Origin of the sequence: Proteus sp. G3927, assembly GCF_963894685.1 — a bacterium.
Lineage (GTDB): Bacteria > Pseudomonadota > Gammaproteobacteria > Enterobacterales > Enterobacteriaceae > Proteus > Proteus mirabilis.
Genome location: NZ_CAWQGX010000031.1, coordinates 1 through 22,496, shown reverse-complemented (window position 1 = coordinate 22,496; position 22,496 = coordinate 1). Strand labels below are relative to the sequence as shown.

Here is a 22,496-nt window from a genome sequence, read left to right as displayed (position 1 = left end):
TTAAAATCCAGGCTTACCGTTTTTAGCCCGCCATTCTTTAACTTCTTTAATAATAGCAGTAGCGCTCCCATCATTATTACCTTCTGGATAATAAATCAGATCTGAACCTTCAGGATGATCAATGATTTTAATAAAATATTATAAATTATCATCTTGTGTTTTTTCGTCACTTTCATAATTAATTATAGCTTCAATAAATTGTTTAAATTTAGCTTCTGTATAATCATTAATGCTATTTTTCAGTTTCATAATTATTTTCCTTTGTGAATATCAATGTGACGTTTCGGAGTAACAACTCGAATATTATCTATAATAAACCTCTCCGCGGTTTATCATGGTGAGACTCAAAGGAACGTCTCCCTCCAACACTATCTTTATATCTAGCCCTAGGAGCCAAACCATTTCGCATTCGAGTTCTATTACTTTGTTTTCTTTAACTAACTTTTTAGAAAGGCTTCATACTGCCAATGGTGATCTGCCCCCCCATTGAATATGAACAAAATTCCTTAAGAAAAGTGGCTTGATTTAGTTGCAAAGAACAATTATTAACAAGACTATCTGGTTAGACTTTTTGGCTATTAAATTCGCAGCTAAGCCAGCGGGCAAATTCCATAGCCCATTCACGGCCACTGCAATAGCTTTTGAAGGTTTGAAAGCTTGAAAGCGATGGCTTAAGTCCTCGCCATAAACGCAGTGACAGTGATGTTTAATCCAGTATCCCCAACTAAGTACATTATCTGGATCGAGAACCTGTTCTAACAGACCACAATCAAAATCAATTTTACTGATAACGGGATTGTTTTTTTCAAGAACAGACTAACAGTTGCAAATTGCTCTTTAATAGTCTGATCAGGTTCATATTTGAAAATAACTGTCATATCCAGATCAGACTTACCTACTTCTGCCCTGCCTTCAGCTACACTTCCGTATACATATAGACTGTGTATAAGCTTAGGAAAGCAACGGGTTAGATTTGTCACAACACATTCAATTATATGTGAGAATTCAGGTTGAATTTCCGCGCGTCTTGGCTGGGAAATAAAATCATTATGATCGACGGCCATCTTTTCTCTTGTTTGCTAATGTTATTTTTCCTGATAACAGGCATTTTGAACCTGAAATTGTTGTATCCAAACTATTATGCCTTAATATCCACTCCTCTCTTACAGTAGCCCCCTACGCGTTAGGTGGCTAGCTTCGTACCAGAAGTGGAAGTTTAGTGGTTCTAGAAACCTTACATATAGTGGCTAATTGTGGCTAAGTTTTGTCAACCACAGTCGCTTCAAGGTTGGTGACGTTTAACAGTTGCGACGGATTGTCCCTGACATGGTAAGCTTTCGCATAAATTAATTCTAATTTACACCGCTTAAGTTACCGCAATTGCTAGTAGTAGACTGGCAGAAAAATTATCGAGAAAATTTACGAGAGCCCATAACGCACAGGACGACGCCAAGCGTAATGAATACCATTAGAGGACTTATGGTCTCATGCAACAGTATAGCCGACAACCCCAGCCCGAAGAAAGGCTGAAGAAGTTGCAACTGACCGACAGCAGCAATCCCCCCCGTTGCAAGCCCCTTATACCAGAAAATAAAACCAATTAGCATACTAAATAGGGAGACATAACCTAGTGCTATCCATGCAGATGATCCAATACTGGTAAATGAGGCTGGCATTGTTATAAATGACGCTATCAGCATGAATGGTAACGAGAGGACCAACGACCAACTGATGACCTGCCATCCCCCCAGAATACGGGTTAACTTTGCACCTTCGGCATAACCCAAACCACAAACCACCACCGCTGCAAGCATGAGAAGATCACCAGTAGGTGAGACGATCGTGCTTTGTGAGAGAGCAAACCCCATAACGAGCAAACTACCAAGCACAGAAAAAATCCAGAAGGCCATTCTGGGGCGTTCGCCACCACGTAGGACGCCAAAAATCGCAGTGGTCAGCGGCAGAAGACCAAGAAAAACGATTGAATGAGCAGAGGTCACATGTTGTAACGCCATAGCCGTCAGCAACGGAAAACCGATAATGACGCCCAGTGACACAATTATGAGTGACTTTATCTGCGAAACTTGCGGATATTTTTCACGAAAACCATAAATCAGCATAATGACCAACACACCCGCTATCGATGCCCTTAGAAATGTCAGGAAAAAGGGATCCATATCAAGGACGGCTACGCGAGTAGCAGGTAGCGAACCACTAAAAATGATGACCCCCAACAGCCCGTTGATCCATCCAGAAACAGCTCTAGGATCTGTTTTATTTACCACTGTATTCACCATTATCAACCTCACTTTCTATTGTTGCCCGCAGGCTTGAGCACTTGAACGGCAGATGGTACACTCAATAATTCAATACAATCAAATTATTGTCATGGATACATTTGATGAAAGCACGCTATAAATCCATCGTGGATATGTTCGCAAATAGGATCCGAAGCGGAGATATCCCTTCCGGTACACGTTTACCAACACACAGAGCACTCTCCACGCAGGAACATATCTCTCTAGCTACAGCAACTCGGGTTTACAGCGAACTAGAAGCTATGGGGCTGGTCAGTGGTGAAACCGGAAGAGGAACATTTGTCAGAGAAATAGCGTTGCCCTACGGTCATGGAATTGACCAACATGCTGTGGCCACTGATGTGTTTGATCTGAATTTTAACTATCCGTCGTTACTTGGTCAGGGGGAACAACTCCGTGATGCCCTCCAAAAGATTGCGGTCTCCGGGGATATAGAATCCCACCTCCGTTACCAACCACACGCAGGCAGGATGACAGAGAGAAAGATTATTGCAGATCATATCGCGACCCCGGGATTTCAACCTGACGCTGAAAACGTGGTTATTGTGAATGGTGCACAACACGGACTAACTATCACTGTGATGGGTATGCTACGCCCAGGAGATGTAGTGGCAGTTGATGCATTCACCTATTCGGGTTTTAAAGTACTGGCAGAGCTATATCATCTGGAGCTCGTCGCCATACCCGCTTTAACCAGTGGCCCAGATTTATCTGTGCTGGAAGAGTTATGCCAGAAAAGACATGTCAAAGCTGTCTATACCATACCAACATTACATAATCCCCTTGGCTGGGTGCTCAGCCACAGTCAGCGAAAAAAAATAGCCGAAATTGCGAGAACTTATGATCTTCTCGTTATAGAAGACACCACATACAGCTACCTGATCCACAGACCTCCCTCACCTATTGCATTTTATGCACCTGAACGTACCATTTATATCACTGGATTCTCAAAAAGCGTGGCGACTGGCTTGAGGGTAGGGGCTGTTGTTTGCCCTGAATCATACCGGCCTGCACTAGAAAGGGCGGTGAGAGCAACCACCTGGAATACCCCCTCTGTAATGACAGCACTGGTATGTAATTGGATACAAGATGGCACAGTTGCCCGTTTTGAAACACTGAAACGGCGGGACGCTCGCCAGCGACAGGCGGTATTAAGATCCACACTCGGGGATATGCCCTGTATTACGCATCCTGCCTCTTATTTTGCCTGGTTCCCTTTACCAGATGATACAAGAGCCGACCGAGTCGCCAAGAAACTGATGGACTGTAATATTTCCGTTTCAACAGCAGAACCTTTCTGTACTTCACTCGTTGTCCCACAAGCTCTTAGAATTGCTCTTGGATCTGTCACAATAGAGAGCTTACAAAAAGCGTTGATAAAAGTCCGAGAAGCTGTGGAGTATGAACAGTATCGTTAACCCGTTATACATTTAATGATATATGCGTTTTTTGCTCTGGGCTGACAGTACGAAAATCGGCAATGAGATCTTCACACTTGGTACGATAATTATAAACCAACAGCTCCTACTGTGGATTGCTCCATCCCCTATACGGCTGTCAGCCTGAGTATCCTCACTCCAAATACAAGAATGATGGAGTCACTAAAAATATTAAAAAGAATTTTTTGAAGACTAATAAGCTTGGTTTAGCTAACCTAATTCCAGAGTATAAAACGTATCCTAAATACTAAAGCGTTTTAATGCGTTTATTATCTTATCGTTTTTATATTGAAACACAAAACACTCTAAATAAGAGTATCACATTATAAATTTCAACCATTAAATATAAATATTACATATCTATTAAAAATTAAAATTAAAATTAAAATTAAAATTAAAATTAAAATTAAAATTAAAACTCCATTTTAAATTATCTTTTTTAGATAACATCTAATATTAAAATATAATCAGTTTAAGAAAGTCTAAATTAGATATATTAAAAATATATTCAATTATCATTAAATAAATAAACAAAAGGTGTAATATATAATATTGCTTTGTTATTTATCCTCTAAAAAAGAATAAAGGAATAATGATATGAAAAAAGTATTACTCAGTCTTGCTATGCTGAGTGTAATATCAACGCCGGTATTGGCTAAAGCTCCTGTAGCTAACTTAAAAATCAATGGTGATATTAAGCCACCAACTTGTACTATTAATGGGGCGACACAAAGTGATATGATTTTTGATTACCGAGTCATAAGCCCAACGCTTATCCCTCAATCGAAAAACTACGAATATCCTAACGGTATAGTCCAAAATACAGTTACGATTGAATGTGATGCTAAAACATATTTAACCTTTGTTGCATCTGACACTTATGACAGTGCGGAATTAGCTAATAATACGCTAGCACAGTTTCATTTAGTTGATAAAGAAAATCCTGAAACCGCAGTTGGAGCAGCCTCTTTTTTGTGGGAGGATGTGACTGTTGATAGTAAACCAGCGTACATTTCACGAGCAAATGATGTTACTATCACAGAGACAAATTACTATAACGTTCTATACAAAGGCGCAACCAATGGTTGGACATCAGAACAACAAAAAGGCAATGTTAGTAAAGAATCTCTGGCACTAATTCCAGGTGAAGTTTTCCAAGCAGTTTTTAAAGATGTATATAAAATTCCTTCTTTTCTTTTATCCAAAGATGCATTAAATAAAAAAGGAATAGATTTATCTAATGGCTTAGATTTTATGGGTGAAGCTGTTCTCACTTTTAACTTTGGTGTCTAATTTTTAAAATAACTGATAATCACAATATCATTAACTTTTATATTGTGATTATCTTTACGTTAAAAGTTTAACAGTGCTTGGCGCGCTATTAATGTTCTGAATATCAAATTAGCACATCATTCAATCAGGAACGATACATCAATACTTCCTTTATAAGTATTCGTAGGTATATTTCCATTGGCACAAAGGTTGAATGATAATGACTTATAAACAGATCCCCCCATTATATTTGCCTGAAGGTTGTCCTGCATAAAACTCTAAAGCTTCGGAGGAATTGTTATTACATACTGCATTAGTTATTGTTTTAGTTGCATCAGATACCGTGATATAAGGTGCAACTTCTTTATTTTTCAAAGGGATACTTGGAGACATTGTCATCCCAGTTTTACTCCCATTGACTAGCTCATTATAGGGTTTTAATGTCACATACATATTTCCTGAATGAGGACAAGAGACAAGCATACTAGCGACACTTTGCTCAAGTAACTTGGCTGACTTAAAATTTTGTGCTAGTTGAATAGCAAATTGTATGTTTGTTGAGCTAGCAGGAGAAACATTACATGTTTTTAAGACGTGAATAGGACCATTACCAAATGAAAAAGGAACTGAAGATAGATCTGGAGGAGCATCAGTTGCAGTTTGAGCTGTAGTAAAATATATCGGAGCTACAAAATCGTAAATACCAGGTTTAACATGACCTACTGCATAAATAGAATAAGAGCTTATTCTCAAACTAGTATTGTTTACACGTGATATATAACCATACCAGCACATTGGGTGACGATAGACAAATTGATCCGCATACTCAGCTGTTCTAGAAACCTCTTTTCCTCGACGCAGAGTAATTTTTGTCGGGGAAGGTAATCCATTCTGATAATACACCGCATCGATAGATACTATTCCATTGATAGCTGCAACTAAATAATTTTCCCTATTTTCCGCTTCACTTGCATTTTTATTATATAATTTTAATCCGTACTCCCCCTCTTGACTTCCTGGGAATGGGAATAAAAAACTCTGCCATTGTGCACTGTTTTTACTACAATAATCTACAACATTATTAACACCTACAGCCGCTCCATAGGTATTACCACTACTACTAAGTGACATATATGATTGAGGAGGTGTTAATTCACCTATATACCCCGTTCCATTATCTGGAATAACAAGTGCTTTTGTTAGGAGAGGGAAAAACAGTGACAATACAAAAAGACTGATTTTAATAGTTATCGTTTTCAATTTTCACCACCGACCATAATGACAAATAGAACCATCTATATATACTATTTATTATATGACTATTAGTGATTTTTATCTCTAACCATAAGAATTAAAATAAAAATAAAGTAAAGAAAAACATTCCAAAAAAGAATCACTCTCGTTATTTTTAGCAAAATAATATCTTAAGAATTGTTAACAAACATCATTTTAAGATTTTTATCCTACGTTCTTTTTTCACTTTCTGTGCTTCTTCCATTTCACGCATTCTCACCTTATAGATTGATTGTTCTGAAAAAACTTGTACACAAATGCGCTTAGAACAAAAAATAAAGCAGCTATTAGCAATATAAAAGGTCTATTTTTAATTATCTCTTTTAGATAATATTAGATATTAAAATAACTCAGTTTAAGAAAGTCTAAATTAGATATATTAAAAATATATTCAGATATCATTAAATAAATAAACAAAAGGTGTATTATATAATATTGCTTTGTTATTTATCCTCTAAAAAGGAATAATGATATGAAAAAATTATTACTTAGCCTTACTATGCTGGCGATAATATCTACGCCAGTGTTGGCTAAATCCCCTGTAGCTAACTTAAAAATCAACGGTGATATTAAGCCACCAACTTGTACTATTAATGGGGCGACACAGCGTGATGTTATTTTTGATTACGGAGTCATAAGCCCAACACTTATCCCTCAATCGAAAATTTATTCTTATCCTGCCAGTATGGTTCAAAATACAGTTACAGTTGAATGTGATGCAAAAACATATTTAACCTTTGTTGCGTCTGATACTTATGATAATACAGAATTAAGCGTTAATAATACGTCAGACTGGTTTCATTTAGTAGATAAAGCAAATCCTGAAACTGCGGTTGGGGCAGCTTATTTTGCATGGGATAATGTGACTGTTGATGGCAAACCTGCGTATATTTCACGAGCAAACGATGCTGCTATCACAGGGACTAACTACTATAATGTCCTATATAAAGGGCCAACCAATGGTTGGACATCAAAACAACAGACAGAATCGGTTGATAAAGGCTCTCTGGCTCTAATTTCAGGTGAAATTTTCCAAGCAAATTTCAGACAGGGAATTGAAAGTAATCCTACTCAAACCTTTATTTTATCTAGAGATGAATTAAGTAAAAAAGGAATAGATTTATCTAATGGATTAGATTTTATGGGTGAAGCTGTTCTCACTTTTAACTTTGGTGTCTAATTTTAAAGTAATTGATAATCACAATATAATTAAAATTTATATTGTGATTATCTTTTGCTATCAATAAGAACCCCTCAAAATTTAATATAATTAAGGACTTCTCATATAACATAAAATTATTTTTGTATTTCTTTTAAATAATCAGCAACACGATATTCAATATTTTTACGCTCAATGTCAGATAAAGAATAAAACATAGCGACATTATTCACATCATAATTTAATAGTAAACCATAATAATATGCTTCTTTCACATCACCTTTGAGTAGAAGTGCTTCATAAAGTTTGTCAAAAGAAGATATTGCAAAATTCATTTTTCCTAATCGAATATTCATATCTAAAATATAATCGTTATGATTTTTTAGTGTAGATAAATACACATTCACGAAAGGATCCTTACTTATGTATTTTGGTGCATTAGTATACATATTATTTAATTCAGAATACAAAAAATCATTTATTTCATATGGATAATCTAACGATAATTGATACCACTCAATAGCCTTATCAAGGTTTCGTTCAACTAAACACGGTGACTCTAAATAATAATCAGCAATGATACTAATACTAGAATATTTGTATTCATTAGAAGAGCTGTATTTACTAGGTTCTTCTCCTGTTGTTAGCCATTCTTTAAGATAGTAGTCTGCTTTATTGATATTATCTTTATCTTCACAGATATTTTGCATATAGTACCAATAAATTAACTCAGCCGCTTCTTTATTTCCTAAATCATATGCTTTTTTGGCATAAATTAAACTTCTTCCACTATCTTCAATACTATAAAATCTTGCTAATTCTAGTTGTTGTTTACTACTCTCTTTTTGGTTTAGTAAATAATCAAGTGTATTATCTCTTTTTTCCTTCCATCTTCTATCTATTTCATATTTTTCTGATTCCAGCTCAAAGTGAGACGAATTGATGCTAATACGTCGTTCATATTCAGATGCTTTCGCAATGTTCTTTCTAACCCCCTCTTTACCGTCTCGATAAATTATAGCTAATTCTTTTAAGCAAATAAAATCACCTAAATCTGCACATTTTCTTCGCCAAGCCAAACGCTCCTTAATAGTGATATTAGTTAACTTATCAAAAGAATAGTCTTGATAAATTTCATCGCGAGCATTCTTATCTTTATACTCTTTTGTAATAATAAATTTAATTGCATCAATAGAACCTATTTCAGCTAATTTAAATATATCCTTATAATATTTTTTTAAATTATCTTCATTAATATTGTTAGCTGAGTTCTCATGTATTATATTCTTTATTGTATATTGAAATGCAAGATTTGTATTTTGACTTAATAATGGTTGAATAGCCTTTCTTATTTTATCATCATATAGCGAACGTTCCACAATAAAATCAATTACATACTGTGAATCCATTCCATATCGGAAAAGAATACTATATCCTTCCTGTCGTTTTTTTTCTGTCAACCTTCTGCTTTCTAAATCATCTTTCAATTCTGAAACAATATTAATAAGAGCTTGATCATCTATTATATTTTTATATTTAATAGTCGCAATTGCTTGATGAAAAGTAGCTTCATAGGCATAACCTCGTGCTTTTTGATATAATGAAAAAGCATATTCTTCATTATTGGCGACATCTTCTTCTAAAAGAAGATCTGCATAAAAATGAGCTAAGCTATAGTTTTGATTAAATGTACCAGCTGATTTATTTTTAATTACACTCTCTCTTAAAATATTCACAATCTCTTCTTTTTTAAGATAATCAGAAGCACCAAAATCAAAATATATTTTTACTAATTCTCTTTGGCTTTTACCTGTCAATTTATCATTAGTTATGTTTTCTTTCAGAAAACTAACTGCTTTTCTAATATTCTGATGAACCCCCTCACTATTAGAATATAATTTAGCCAATAATAATTTGCTTTCAGGAGATGGCTGTATGTTATATGCTCTCTCTACCAGCTTAAGTGCTTTTTCAAAATTATAAAAACTACTATTTGGTTTTAAATAGACATTAGCGAGCGCTAGCATGGCTTGTGGAGAGTTTGGATATTTCAATAATAATGTATTAATATATTTTTCAAGCAAGTTTCTAAAATAATTTGATGATAATGTATCACTATTATTTAATTTCTCTATTATTTTAATTAATCCATCATGATGCGCTAAATCAGCAGATTTTTTTAAATATATATTAGCTAAAAAAGAATTTTCTTGAAGGGGATAGTTTTTCTTATCACCCTTGTAGATTTGATACAGAAGATATGTTGCCTCAGGATAGTTCAAATATGCTGAATCAAAAAGTAAGTTAATATCTTGACTTATTAACTTATATTTTAAATACATCATTTTAGGATCTTTTTCTTCAATAAAAGGACGTATCATATTTTTAGTCTTTTTTGATTGTTTTACTGAATCCTTATTCTCTAAATATTGATATACAGCTTCTTTATTACCTTCTTCTGCTAATTTTTCTAATTCTTCAAGTGTTCTTTTTTTTTCAGACCAAGATTGCTCACCATAAATAGGGAGTAGCGTATATTCTTTTTGATCATAATAAATCACAGGAAAATTAAGGTCATGTAAAAAATCTTTCGCTATTGAAGAGCCTAAATCAGCAGCTTTAGTTAATGACGTTAATCCTTGAGCATCATCAGTAGGACTTTGGATTAATCCTTTGTTACGTAAATATCCTAAATTATAAAGTGCATTTCTATTTTGTAAGTTTGCTGATTTTATTAACCATTTTTGTGAAGCTAAGGCATTTTTATCAACCCCTATGCCATCCCAATACATCATTGCTAAACTAAATGCCGCTTGCGGATCACTTTGCGCATGTTGTGAAAAATAATTAAACGCCTCTTTATAGTCACCTTTTTGATAATAACTATAACCATTTGGCTTTAACTCTGGTTGGATTTGATTTTTATTGAGATAAAGCCCCAAGGCAATAAATACTAAAAAAATGGAGATAAGTATATTTTTAATTTTACGAGACATAACATTCCTTTTAAAGCTCATTATTTTTATATAAATATAGCACAATAGTAAAAATTAAAATCAATATAATTGCTATTCTTTTATTTATATTTTTATATTAATTTATTTAGATTTGTTATAAAAATTGATTGACATTCAATACTCCACTCTATAATCAGCCCTCGTTGTGTCGTATTATTCAGCAAATAGTTTGACTACTTCACGTCTAAATATCACTAAAATAAGCTTTTTAATATTACAATCTTTCATCTGACAAAATTAAATACCTTACTATACTAATATATATGATTAATATTTAATCATTTTTTGAATAATAATCAGAGGTTCTAAAAAGGTTATTATTTATAATTATAACAAACCATAATTAATTTAATCTTTATCAAATTTAAATCCCGTGAAAATAAAAAAAATCATTTTAAATCACTAGAAAATGTCTATTAATGATTTACAAATTGGTATTAAATCTTATTTATCCAAAATGCGATTTTAACTTATTGCCTCATTTGTCAGTTTATGTAAACATCAGCACCAAATTTGACTTAAGATAATATTCTCAATGAAAGTCAACTAATCGCTAAATTCCGTACCCTAAACTTATATTTAACCTGCGTAACAACGGATTTGTGACTGCATTAGTAAGGATGTCCGGATCTATATTTCATTACTGACATCGCCTTAATTCATTGAGTTAGACACATGCAATTATTGATTGATGAATTAGGCAAAAATATGCAAGAAAAACAATTCTCCCTTACATCACATCATACTGACAAACAACATCGTTTATTAAAATGGAGCTTACTCAGCTTATATTTTATCTCTGTCCCCTTATTGGCTGATCCCGTCAATCAAGCACTCTCTATCGATGCCCGCGAGCAACAACGCCAGCAAGAACGAGAGCGCATGTTACAACAGCAGAACAACCCCGTTGTGGATACGCGTATTCAACAGCCTGATTTAACGCTGCCTGATTATCCGCAAAATGAACAACCCTGCTTTACCATTTCCACTATCCGTCTTGACGGTGAGTCCGCTGCCGATTTTCAATGGGCATTAAAAGCCGTTAACGACGCCAAAGGCCAGTGCTTGGGTAGCCAAGGGATTTTGTTAGTCCTCAATAAAGTCCAAAATGCCATTTTAGAAAAAGGTTATGTCACCACCCGCGTGATGGCACAAGAGCAAGATTTGAACCAAGGTGAGTTAGTCCTCACGCTTCAACCGGGACGGATTAATGCCATTCGTTTTGATGAAGGCACTTCATGGCGTGGGCGTTTATGGAATGCCATTCCTGCTGCCTCAGGCGATATTCTGAATCTGCGTGATATTGAGCAAGGGCTAGAAAACTTTAAACGCGTACCCAATGTCACTGCCGATATTCGTATCGAACCCGGCCCAATTGATGGTACCAGTGACTTAGTGGTCAGTTGGCAAGAAAAGCGTCCTGTGCGATTAAGCTTCAGTCTTGATGATAGTGGCTCAAAAAGCACCGGGCGCTATTTAGGCTCTGCGACGCTAGCCATTGATGCGCCGTTTGCCCAAAACGATATGTTTTACGCCAATATCAGTAAAGACTTGTTTGATAAAGGCCCTTTTGGTAACCGTTCTTACACCCTGAACTATTTCATTCCTATTGGCAATTGGGGCTTTGCCGCCAATTACAATGAATATAATTATCACCAGAATATTCCCAATGCCAACGAAGTGTTACGTTATAGCGGTAAGAGCGATACCGCACAATTTACCCTATCACGGTTACTGTTTCGCGACCAAATCCACAAAACCACCCTTAATCTGCGTACTTACCGAAAAACCGCCAGTAACGCCGTTAATGACATTGATATTGAACAACAACGCCGCCGTACCGCAGGGTGGGAAATCGGCCTTAATCAGCGCAGCTTCTTAGGCAATGCCACACTCGATGCCAATATTAACTGGCGTCGCGGTACAGGCGCCTACGGCGCACGCCGTGCCCCTGAAGAAGATACCCACAGCGGCAGTGCCCGCGTGGGCATTTTTCTTGGGGACATCAGTTTCAATCAACCCTTCACGTTGGGCGAACAGTCTTGGCGCTGGAATACCACTTTACGGGGTCAATGGACTCAGCATGCCCTAACACCACAAGAGCGCATGTCCATTGGCGGACGCTATACCGTGCGTGGTTTTGACGGAGAGCAAGTACTGTCGGGTGAAAAAGGCCTGTTATGGCGCAACGAACTGGCATGGAATGTTTTTTCTAAAGGGCAAGAACTGTATTTAGCCGCTGATTACGGGCGTGTTGAAGGCCAAAGTACCCAATACCTTGTGGGACATCAACTTGCCGGTACCGCATTAGGACTTCGTGGCTCACTCTTCTCTCGTTTGAGCTATGACCTGTTTGTTGGCGTGCCATTATATAAGCCGAAAAAATTCGATACGTCAGGAGCGACGGCAGGTTTTAGCCTCAACCTTGAAATTTAATCGCCATTAATTTGATAGCCGATAGACATTTTTAGTTTTACCCATGTTTGCCCTGTTTTTTGAAGGAACTCTATTATGAATAAGCATTGTTATCGTTTAATTTTTAGCCGCACTCATGGGGAATTACGTGTTGTATCGGAACTGGCGAAAAGCTGTAGCACCGATTCAGGCCAAACACGAGGCGTAAATGGTAATCGTCTATGGGTCACTCTACGCCGCACCTCATTACTGCTGTGGTTAGCCTTGTGGGGTACCTCAGCCATGGCGAGCAGCATTATTGCCGATAACAATGCACCACAAAACCAACGCCCGGAGGTGATCAATACGCAAAATGGGCTTCCACAAGTCAATATTGCGGCACCAAATGGCTCCGGTATTTCTCATAACCAATATAAACAATTTGATGTCGATAACCGTGGCGCCATTCTCAATAACTCGGCGGTGATGACTTCAACACAAACCGCAGGGATGATCCAAGGTAACCCGAATCTTGACCCAAACAAAGCTCCTGCGCGCGTGATTCTGAATGAAGTCAACAGCAATAACCCAAGCCAAATTAAAGGCTTTCTGGAAGTTGCAGGCGGTAAAGCGCAAGTGATTGTCGCTAACCCATCGGGAATTATTTGTAATGGCTGTGGCACTATCAATGCAGGTCGTATGACCCTTACCACAGGGAAACCCCAATTTAATCAAGACGGTAGCCTTGCAGGATATCAAGTAGAACGCGGGGTTATTCGTGTTGAAGGTGGAGGATTAAATGCCGATAGTCGCCACGATACGCAGTATGTTGATCTGCTCGCCCGTGCCGTTGAAATCAATTCTGGTGTGTGGGCGAAAGAAAAAATAGCGATCGTTGCGGGTAAAAATAAGGTCGATACGCAAAATAAAGCCACTCCGATAAAGAGCCAAACTGCACAACCTGAATTTGCCATCGACATGGGCCAAATGGGTGGTATGTACAGCGGTTATATCCACATGGTGGGCACCGAAAAAGGTGTGGGCGTTCGCAATCAAGGTGGGCACATACAAGCGGATAAAACCTTAACGGTGAAAAGTAATGGGCAGTTAGTCTGGCAATCAGCAAAAACACAAGAAGCCGTTACCCAAGCCAACGGGGATATTACCTTATTAGCCAAAGACAACCTTATACATCAAGGTAAATTACACAGTGGTGGCGTCTTAAACGTAGAAAGTCAAACAGGTTCAGTGGACAACTCGGGGACACTTGCTGCCCTCAAAGACGTTAATATCAATGCGAAAGGCGATATCCACAGTCAAGGTAACGTGCTCGCGGGCAGTGATAATAAAAGTAAGATTATTAATAACGCCAATATCATATTAACCAGTGAGGGAAAAATTGATACTCGTGGCACATTGCTAAGTAAGCAAAATATCACTGCAACAGCAAAATCACTGGATTTAAGCCAAACACAAATCGCGGCATCAAACTTGGCGCTGACATCTAAACAAGGGGATATCGCCCTTACTCAAGCAAAAATTGATGTGAGTGATGCCAAACTCAGTAGTGTACGTGATATTCATACTCAGCAAATTCAAATTCAAGCCCAACAATGGAATATCAACGCCAATAACCTGTTTAATCAAAATGGAACTTGGGTACAAACAGGGCAGAATGAGAGCCAATTTTCCCTCAAAGGGCAACTAAATAATCAAGGCGGTGCGATTGAAACCCACCGCCTTAAGCTCAATGCCGATTCACTGAATAACCAAGCAGGCCGATTAGTTGCGTTAAGCAAAAGCCAACAAGATTGGCAGATAAAAAATAGCATTAATAATCAACAAGGTGAAGTTGGGGCAAATGGCGATTTAACTCTTACCGCAAACTCAATTGATAATCAATCGGGCACCATTAAAAGCCAAACTAAACTGGCTTTGAATGCCAAAGAGCAAATTGATAATAGCGCAGGTAACCTTGTGGCGGGAAATGCCGTCAACCTGCAAGCAGGCAAATCGCTGAACAACCAATCGGGGACAATTAATAGCCAGCAAGTTGCTGTCACCACGGACAATCTCAATAATGCACTGGGTAAACTGATTAGCCAAACAACCCTCGATATTGTGGCTCAGCAGCAAGTGAATAATGCCAACGGTTTTATTGGTTCAGGTGATAAACTCACTCTCGCTACGCAAAATTTGGTTAACAGCCAACAAGGGACGGTGCAAAGTGAGACACAATCAAATATTCATGCGAAAGAAATTGATAATAACAAAGGCCAACTGTTGGCTGGAAAAGACATTTTACTCACAACCAATGCATTATATTCAGAAAAAGGCAATGTGAGCGCTAAAAATGTCAATATTCAGGCTGATACAATAAATAATATTGAAGGTAAAATAATTGGCCAAGATAAACTCACTATCGCCCTTAATAATTTACTGAATAATACCCGCGGTAAACTGCTCACGAATAATACTCTTACTGTATCTGGGCAGGGTGATATTCATAATCAGAAAGGTATTTTGCAAAGTAGTGAAAATTCCACTGTCGCATTAGAAAACATACACAACGAACAAGGAAAAATTGTTGCAGGCCAACAATTTACAATAAATAGCAAAAATAAACTTGATAACATGCAAGGTGAAATAAATGCGGAATTATTAACAATCACTGCTGATAAATTAAATAATCAGCAAGGCAATATTATTGCCACTAAGGATCTTGATATAACGTCAAATCAAACTATTAATAACAGACAAGGTCTAGTTGAAGCTGGTCAGAAGTTCATAGCCACAACACAACGTGATTGGGACAACCAACAAGGTGTTACACAAGCAGGTTTATCAATGACTGTCAGCGCAAAAAACATTGATAATACAAAAGGACAATTACAATCAGGTGGTGAGTTAGTTTTCAGTACAACACATAATGTTATTAATACACTGGGAAAAATAGCCGCACAAAACGCTTTGTATTGGCAAGGTACGGGATCGAGCCAATTTAATAACCGCAACGGTAAAGTACAGAGTAATGGCACCTTAACGCTAAATGGCGGTCAATTAGCGAATCAACAGCAAGGTAATATATTTAGTCAAAAAACATTACAACTCTTATTAAGAGGCGATTTGCTCAATCAAGACGGTAAGCTGACCAGTAATGAAAACACTTTGATTAAAACGAACAATCTGATTAATACACAAGGAGAAATAAACGCATTAAATAATTTGGATATTCAATTAATTAATCAGTTAGATAATCGTAATGGTCGTCTTTTTGGTCAATATTCACAGAATTTAAATGCGAACGATATTCTAAATGAATCTGGTTGGATGGGAAGTCTAGGATCTTGGTCTGCAAAAACAAATATATTCAATAATCAAATGGGGCAAATCCAGAGTCAAAAAGACGCACATTTAACAACAAATACCTTTAATAATGAGAAAGGCCTTTTCCAATCAAGTAATAATATTATATTGCATATTGCAAATAGCATTGATAACACCCAAGGTAAAATCAGCGCACAAAAAGAAATTTATTCTCAAGGTCTTCATTCTAATCAATCAACAGATCTCATCAAAAACAATGAAGGTCAGTGGTTAGCGGGGAATACATTAAAACTATTCGCTTTGAATATTGATAACTCACAAAAAGGGTTACTGTATAGTCAAAAGCAGATGCAACTTGTTGTCAAAAATGAGCTGAATAACCAACAAGGTAATATCCAAAGTGGGGATAACCTCGCCTTAACTGCCCAATCACTGCAAAATCAATCAGGATTAATCGACAGCCTACAGGCTATTAATTTGCGTTTATCTAACTTATTGGATAACACGTCAGGTAAAATAAGAAGTAACCAACATCAGACCATCCAAGCCTCAGATATTCAAAATCATCAAGGTCATATCAGTAGCCAAAGTGAACTTACTGTCAACGCCACACAGCTTGATAATGACCAAGGTCTGTTGATTAGCCAACAAAACAGTGATTACCACCTTGAGCGAATCAATAACCAGAGCGGTAAAATACACAGCGGTCAGGGGTTAACCGTAACAGCAGACACACTGCAAAATCAACAAGGTCAACTGGTTTCAACACAATCACTGACTATCAATACAACGCAATTAGATAATCACAATCAAGGTGTTTTAAGTAGCCAAGCGGGTTTAAATCTCATCACGACTAACCTTAATAACCGTGATAATGGTTTAATTTGGGGCACGACGCAAAATGTGATTTCAGCAAAAAATATCGATAATACCCAAGGCTATTTACAGAGCCATGGCGCATTGACCTTAGATAATCTAACGTCACTAGATAACCAAAAAGGTCATATTTTAGCTAATGGGGCGATTGCGATAAATGCGAAAGACGCCCCTCTTGCCTCGACCTTAATATTATTGAATCAGCGTGGCGTTATTCAAAGTGGTGATAAACTCACACTTAATACTCAGACTTTCAATAACCAAGGAGGCACGTTACAAAGCCAAAATGCTTTAACGCTTACCGCAAAACAAGATCATACTCAACGTAATGGCGATATATTAAGTAGCAATCAATCCGTTTCCCTTTCTATTTCTGGTGTATTTACGAATTTAGCTGACTGGTTATTACCTGCTTCACTGACGATAAAAAGCCAAAATGTGATCAACTCAGGTTCGTTAGTCAGCCGTACATTAAATTTCAATACAGGCTTATTAAAAAACCGCGGTCGCCTTGAAGCCGATGATTTTACGTTTAATCTCACAAGTCTAGATAATACCGCCGCTATTATGGGCGATAATGCGGTTATTCACGCACAATCAATCGATAACAACAGTAAAAATGCCGTTATTGCGATGACGCAATCACTCGATTTAACCGCGAACAATAACCTGATAAATCATAACGGAGCCTTGATTTATAGTGGTGATAAATTATCGCTTACCAGCCCAGAGATTGAAAATAAAGCCAGTTTTATTGAAGCTGAAGGCGATGTGGCTATTAAAGCTGATCAACTTCGTAATTTACGTGAAGGACTAGAGATTGAGCGAGATGCTGAGAAAAAGGATTATCGTTGGCATCGTTACCATTATTTTTGGCGTTCTTATAATTCAAATGTGATTACCGACGCTACCCCTTTTGCGCCGACCACTCAGAAGTTAACATTTAATGATGATAATGAGGCAATTAATAATAAATACGGCACATTAACCGCTATTGATGCTTCTAACAAAAAGGTGCAAGTCCTAGTTAAAAACATCAATGACAACACACCAATGCGCTTATGGGTGCATTACGAATCACTGATCCCAAATAGTGACGGCACCTATAATATGACTTTTTATCAGACGACAGGATTTGAACAGATAGGTGGTGTACCTACTCCTTATCATAATACAGTATGGCGAGAATTTACGGGCCAGCCTCGAATTGAGCAATGGGATCCAGAGATCCATGTCAGTAGTTATGATTTAAAATTCATAAGCGATTATAGTAATTTCCGTGAACGAACAGTCTCAGGATCATTGACTCGGGATAAATTGATTTCTGAAGGAGTTGGCGCACGTATCCTTTCAGGTGGCAATATGAACCTTAATATTTCAGGACTATTGCTTAATGATGCCAGTGTGATCACCTCAATGGGAAATCAATCCATTGATGGAAAAGCTAAAATAGAGAATAACGCCTATTCCATTAATGAACGCCGTCGAGAGTATATTGTTGATCACTATGATAAGGATACTAAACATTGGTATCCAAGTTTTGATAACGATGAAACCATCGCATTAGCCACCATTGATAGTATTATTTCAGGTAATGGCGATGTGGCGATCAACGGAACATCGATCACTAATACCACGGTGAATGCGGCACAAATTAATGAAATTGAAGCCGCATTAAACGCAGTTAAGGCAGAGCGCGCTGAGTTCGAGCGTAATCCGCTGGGATTTAATATTGATGGAGTGGAGAAACAAACCGTCAATACCGAAATAAAAACCAGTGATAAAACAGATGTACCCCTGACCGATGCGACCTCCCCTTTAACGCGTCCGCTTTTACCTTCTGAAATCGCACTGACTGAAAAACAACATTTAGGCAATGTGATCACCGAACTTCCTGATAACGGCCTCTTTCGACAAAATTTATCCCCTGATAATCCGTTTTTAATTGTCACTGATGAACGCTTTACCAACCGTAATAAATTTATTAGCAGTGACTATTTACTCGATCGTGTAGGTTATGATCCGGCGCAAGTGCATAAACGCTTAGGGGATGGGTTCTACGAACAACGTCTTGTGCGTGAGCAAGTATTAAAACTGACGGGGCGCCCTTCACTTTATGAAGGCGATGCCATGGCACAGTATCAATATCTTATGAACAATGGTGTGAAAGTCGCGAGTGATTTTCAGTTACGTCCTGGCGTGGCCTTAACGCCTGAACAAATTGCAGCATTAGAACAAGATATTGTTTGGTTAGTCAGCGAAACGGTAGAAACCGCCCAAGGCCCTCAAACGGTATTGGTACCAAAAGTTTATTTAGCGAATAAAACGTTAGATTTATTAAGCCATGGCGCACTCGTTAGCGGTAATAATTTACATCTTTCCGCAGAAAGCATTGATAATGCAGGGCAACTATTGGCGAATAAAGGACTAGAGATTGAGGCCAACCAATTCACACATCAAGGCGGAGATATTCATGCACAAAATATCACAGTTCAAGCCGATAGCATTCATTTAAGCACCAACCTACAAGATGCCTTGCGTCAAGCCACAATGAGTGGAACAGATATCACCTTACAAGGGCATAATATTCAACTGCAAGGGGCAAAACTGGATGCCTTAAAAGACATTAATCTAAATGCACGTGATAATTTAACTATTACTACAGCAAAAAGTACCCATTCTGGTGAATTTGATGTGATATCGGGTTCAATGGGTAGTCGGACTGAAAATTTTATAGAAGAACCAGGTGAACATCGCCTTGCACATCTCAGTGGTGAATGGCAACGTGCACAAGGAAGCGAGTTGAACGCCGGCGGTAACCTTAATCTCACCGCGGGGAAAGATGTCACACTGCAAGGCAGTCAAGTCAAAGCGGATCAACAACTGACCGTAAATGCAGGCGAGAACCTCAATATCCTCGCTGATAGTACCACAACCAAAAGCCACCTTGATGCCAATAGTAAAAGCACCTCTGTGAGCAATACTCGTGAAGAAGAGCGTTTGCAATTAAGTACACTGAGTGGCGATAAAGGCGTCAGCCTAAATGTGGGGCATACCTTGACAGCACAAGGTGCTCAAGTAAATAGCACCGAAGGTAAAACCACCGTTCGTGCTCAAGATGTAGATATCCAATCCGTCACACAACAGGTTGAAGACAGTGACTATCAGCATTCAGGCGGAGGACGTAAAAGTTACAGTCGTCTTGTGGATACTGCCCAAGAAAACGTGGTTGGAAGTACCTTTAGCGGACAGCAAGGTGTTGCGATTACCGCCCGTGAGGGTGATATTAATTTAACAGGTAGCACTTTACACAGTGAAAAAGGGGCTGTTGATTTAAGCGCCACACAAAATATTAATCTCAATACCGCGACAGAAACCCATACGGAGTTTTTAGAAGAACATTCAAAGAGTAAAGGATTTTTAAGTTCTAGTCAGACTCATACTCTCCAAAATGATCATGTGACACGAGAGCAAGGTAGCGTCGTCAGTGGAGAGCTAGTCAATATTCAAGCGGGTAAAGATATTCAAGTTACAGGCTCTTCGGTTGTTGCTGAAAATGATGTGTCATTACACGCAGGTAATAACGTCTCTATTACAGCGGCCACAGAAACAGATTCTCATTATTTATTAGAAGAGAAAAAACGCAGTGGTCTCTTTAGTGATGGGGGGATCGGTTTTACGGTGGGTAAACAATCCTCCCGCCATGAAGTGGATGAAAAAGGTACCACCCAAAGCCAAAGTGTCAGCACTATTGGCAGCACACAAGGTAATGTCAACATCACCGCTGGCAACAAACTGCATGTGGGTGGCGCTGACCTGATTGCCCAAAAAGACTTAAACCTCACCGGTGACAGCGTCCAAATCGACCCAGGCTATGATGAACGGACTCACACTGAAACCTTTGAAACCAAACAAAGTGGGTTTAGTGTTGCACTCTCTGGCAGTGCAGGTAGCGCCCTCAATACTGCCGTCAGCACCGCACAACAAGCTCGCAAAGAAAGTGACGGTCGTTTAAGTGCTCTGCAAAACACCAAGGCAGTATTATCCGGCGTCCAAGCTCAGCAAGCGGTTGAGTTAGATGGGCTGAAAACCGATGCAGCCAATGCGCACAACCTTGCCGACAACCTCAAACCGGGCGATAAAGACTATCAAGAAGGCGCCACCAATACAGTTGGTGTCAGCGTGTCTTACGGCAGCCAATCGTCGAAAAGCGAAACCCATACCGACAGTCGCCAATCCCAAGGCAGTACCTTAAATGCCGGACAAAATCTGTCGATTACCGCAACGGGTAAAAATAAAGACAGCAACCCAGACAGCGGTAATATCACAGTCGTCGGCAGTGAACTCAAAGCGGGTAAAGACTTATCACTGTCTGCCACGCAAGATATCAACCTTGTTTCTGCCCAAAACACCGAGCAAACTACCAGCCAAAACAGCAGTAAAGGTAGCAGTGTCGGGGTTGGCGTAGGCGTGGGTGCAGGTGGCTACGGGGTCAATATCTCAGCCTCCGTCAACCAAGGTAAAGGCCATGAAAAAGGCAATGGCCTCACCCACACTGAAACCACTCTGGATGCAGGTAATAAACTCACCTTAAACAGTGGACAAGATACCACCCTCAAAGGCGCTCAAGTTAGTGGTGAACAAGTCACCATCAATGTCGGTCGTGACCTCACTTTACAAAGTGAGCAAGACAGTGACCGCTATGACGCCAAACAGCAAGAGGTCAGCGTCGGTGGCGGTTACACGATAGGTGGTACGCCAAACATCAATATCAGTGCCAGCAAGAACAAGATACACAGTAACTACGACAGTGTGAAAGAGCAAACCGGTATTTTTGCCGGCAAAGGCGGCTTTGATGTCAACGTCAAAGAGCACACTCAGCTTGATGGTGCGGTGATTGCCTCCACTGCGGAAAAAGATAAAAACCGCCTTGATACGGGCACATTAGGCTGGAAAGATATCGACAACAAAGCCGACTTTACCGCAGAGCACACGGGCGGTTCGATGGGAACGGGTGGCCCAATTGGAGGCCAACTTCTCACCAATGCCGCAGGCGGGTTACTCTCTAATGCCAATAACAGTGGCCACGCCGAAGGCACCACGCAATCGGCGGTCAGTGAAGGCACTGTCATTGTTCGCAATGAAGACAAACAAAAACAGGATGTTAACGAGCTCAACCGTGATACTGAGCACGCCAATAACGGCAGTATTAACCCGATATTCGATAAAGAAAAAGAGCAAAACCGCTTAAAACAAGCCCAGTTGATTGGTGAAATCGGTAATCAGGCGATGGATATCATCCGCACCGAAGGGGATATTGCGGGTCTAAAAGCACAAAAAGACCCCGATGCGTTAGCCATCGCCAAAAAACAACTAGAAACGGCGGGTAAAACACCAACCG

11 protein-coding genes are annotated in these 22,496 nt (G+C 38.7%); 5 read left to right on the top strand and 6 right to left on the bottom strand.

Going from position 1 to position 22,496, the window contains the following annotated elements; genetic code table 11:
* From AACV00_RS17665 to AACV00_RS14715, 4 genes are all read right to left on the bottom strand, one after another.
* Positions 1–123 (bottom strand): bacteriocin immunity protein, encoded by a 123-nt coding sequence (locus AACV00_RS17665; protein WP_223304315.1) that lies wholly within the window; start codon positions 121–123, stop codon positions 1–3.
* A gap of 184 nt (positions 124–307) precedes the next feature.
* On the bottom strand, positions 308–409 hold the full coding sequence (locus AACV00_RS14725) for a hypothetical protein (protein ID WP_323131668.1): 102 nt from the start codon (positions 407–409) through the stop codon (positions 308–310).
* Positions 410–755: 346 nt separating this feature from the next.
* Positions 756–1,064, bottom strand: a complete 309-nt coding sequence (locus AACV00_RS14720) for a nucleotidyltransferase domain-containing protein (RefSeq protein ID WP_226888986.1) — start codon at positions 1,062–1,064, stop codon at positions 756–758.
* A gap of 342 nt (positions 1,065–1,406) precedes the next feature.
* Complete coding sequence (locus AACV00_RS14715; RefSeq protein ID WP_161680407.1) at positions 1,407–2,297, bottom strand: DMT family transporter; 891 nt, start codon at positions 2,295–2,297, stop codon at positions 1,407–1,409.
* A 104-nt stretch (positions 2,298–2,401) separates the two neighbouring features.
* Between AACV00_RS14715 and AACV00_RS14710 the strand changes: the two genes are divergently transcribed.
* Together AACV00_RS14710 and AACV00_RS14705 are read left to right on the top strand one after the other, a co-directional pair.
* Complete coding sequence (locus tag AACV00_RS14710; protein WP_004250434.1) at positions 2,402–3,736, top strand: aminotransferase-like domain-containing protein; 1,335 nt, start codon at positions 2,402–2,404, stop codon at positions 3,734–3,736.
* A gap of 618 nt (positions 3,737–4,354) precedes the next feature.
* Entirely contained in the window at positions 4,355–5,050 is a 696-nt protein-coding gene (locus tag AACV00_RS14705; protein WP_012368155.1) for a fimbrial protein, read from the top strand.
* Between the two features lie 204 nt (positions 5,051–5,254).
* Here AACV00_RS14705 and AACV00_RS14700 read toward each other — a convergent pair whose 3' ends face one another.
* Positions 5,255–6,289 (bottom strand): hypothetical protein, encoded by a 1,035-nt coding sequence (locus tag AACV00_RS14700; RefSeq protein WP_226888985.1) that lies wholly within the window; start codon positions 6,287–6,289, stop codon positions 5,255–5,257.
* 505 nt (positions 6,290–6,794) lie between these two features.
* On the opposite strand from AACV00_RS14700, the gene AACV00_RS14695 reads away from it, so the two are divergent.
* Positions 6,795–7,502, top strand: coding sequence for a fimbrial protein (locus AACV00_RS14695; RefSeq protein ID WP_161680405.1), 708 nt, complete (start codon positions 6,795–6,797; stop codon positions 7,500–7,502).
* A gap of 116 nt (positions 7,503–7,618) precedes the next feature.
* On the opposite strand, the gene AACV00_RS14690 is transcribed toward AACV00_RS14695, so the two are convergent.
* Positions 7,619–10,477 (bottom strand): tetratricopeptide repeat protein, encoded by a 2,859-nt coding sequence (locus AACV00_RS14690; protein WP_070486922.1) that lies wholly within the window; start codon positions 10,475–10,477, stop codon positions 7,619–7,621.
* Positions 10,478–11,173: 696 nt separating this feature from the next.
* Between AACV00_RS14690 and AACV00_RS14685 the strand changes: the two genes are divergently transcribed.
* Positions 11,174–12,934, top strand: coding sequence for a ShlB/FhaC/HecB family hemolysin secretion/activation protein (locus tag AACV00_RS14685; RefSeq protein ID WP_226889021.1), 1,761 nt, complete (start codon positions 11,174–11,176; stop codon positions 12,932–12,934).
* 75 nt (positions 12,935–13,009) lie between these two features.
* A partial coding sequence (locus AACV00_RS14680; protein WP_161737338.1) for a hemagglutinin repeat-containing protein occupies positions 13,010–22,496 on the top strand: 9,487 nt, incomplete at its 3' end.

Coding starts and splice junctions, on each gene's coding strand:
- AACV00_RS14725 (WP_323131668.1), bottom strand. CDS start 409: ATGCGAAATGGTTTGGCTCCTAGGGCTAGATATAAAGATAGTGTTGGA.
- AACV00_RS14720 (WP_226888986.1), bottom strand. CDS start 1,064: ATGGCCGTCGATCATAATGATTTTATTTCCCAGCCAAGACGCGCGGAA.
- AACV00_RS14715 (WP_161680407.1), bottom strand. CDS start 2,297: ATGGTGAATACAGTGGTAAATAAAACAGATCCTAGAGCTGTTTCTGGA.
- AACV00_RS14710 (WP_004250434.1), top strand. CDS start 2,402: ATGAAAGCACGCTATAAATCCATCGTGGATATGTTCGCAAATAGGATC.
- AACV00_RS14705 (WP_012368155.1), top strand. CDS start 4,355: ATGAAAAAAGTATTACTCAGTCTTGCTATGCTGAGTGTAATATCAACG.
- AACV00_RS14695 (WP_161680405.1), top strand. CDS start 6,795: ATGAAAAAATTATTACTTAGCCTTACTATGCTGGCGATAATATCTACG.
- AACV00_RS14690 (WP_070486922.1), bottom strand. CDS start 10,477: ATGTCTCGTAAAATTAAAAATATACTTATCTCCATTTTTTTAGTATTT.
- AACV00_RS14685 (WP_226889021.1), top strand. CDS start 11,174: ATGCAATTATTGATTGATGAATTAGGCAAAAATATGCAAGAAAAACAA.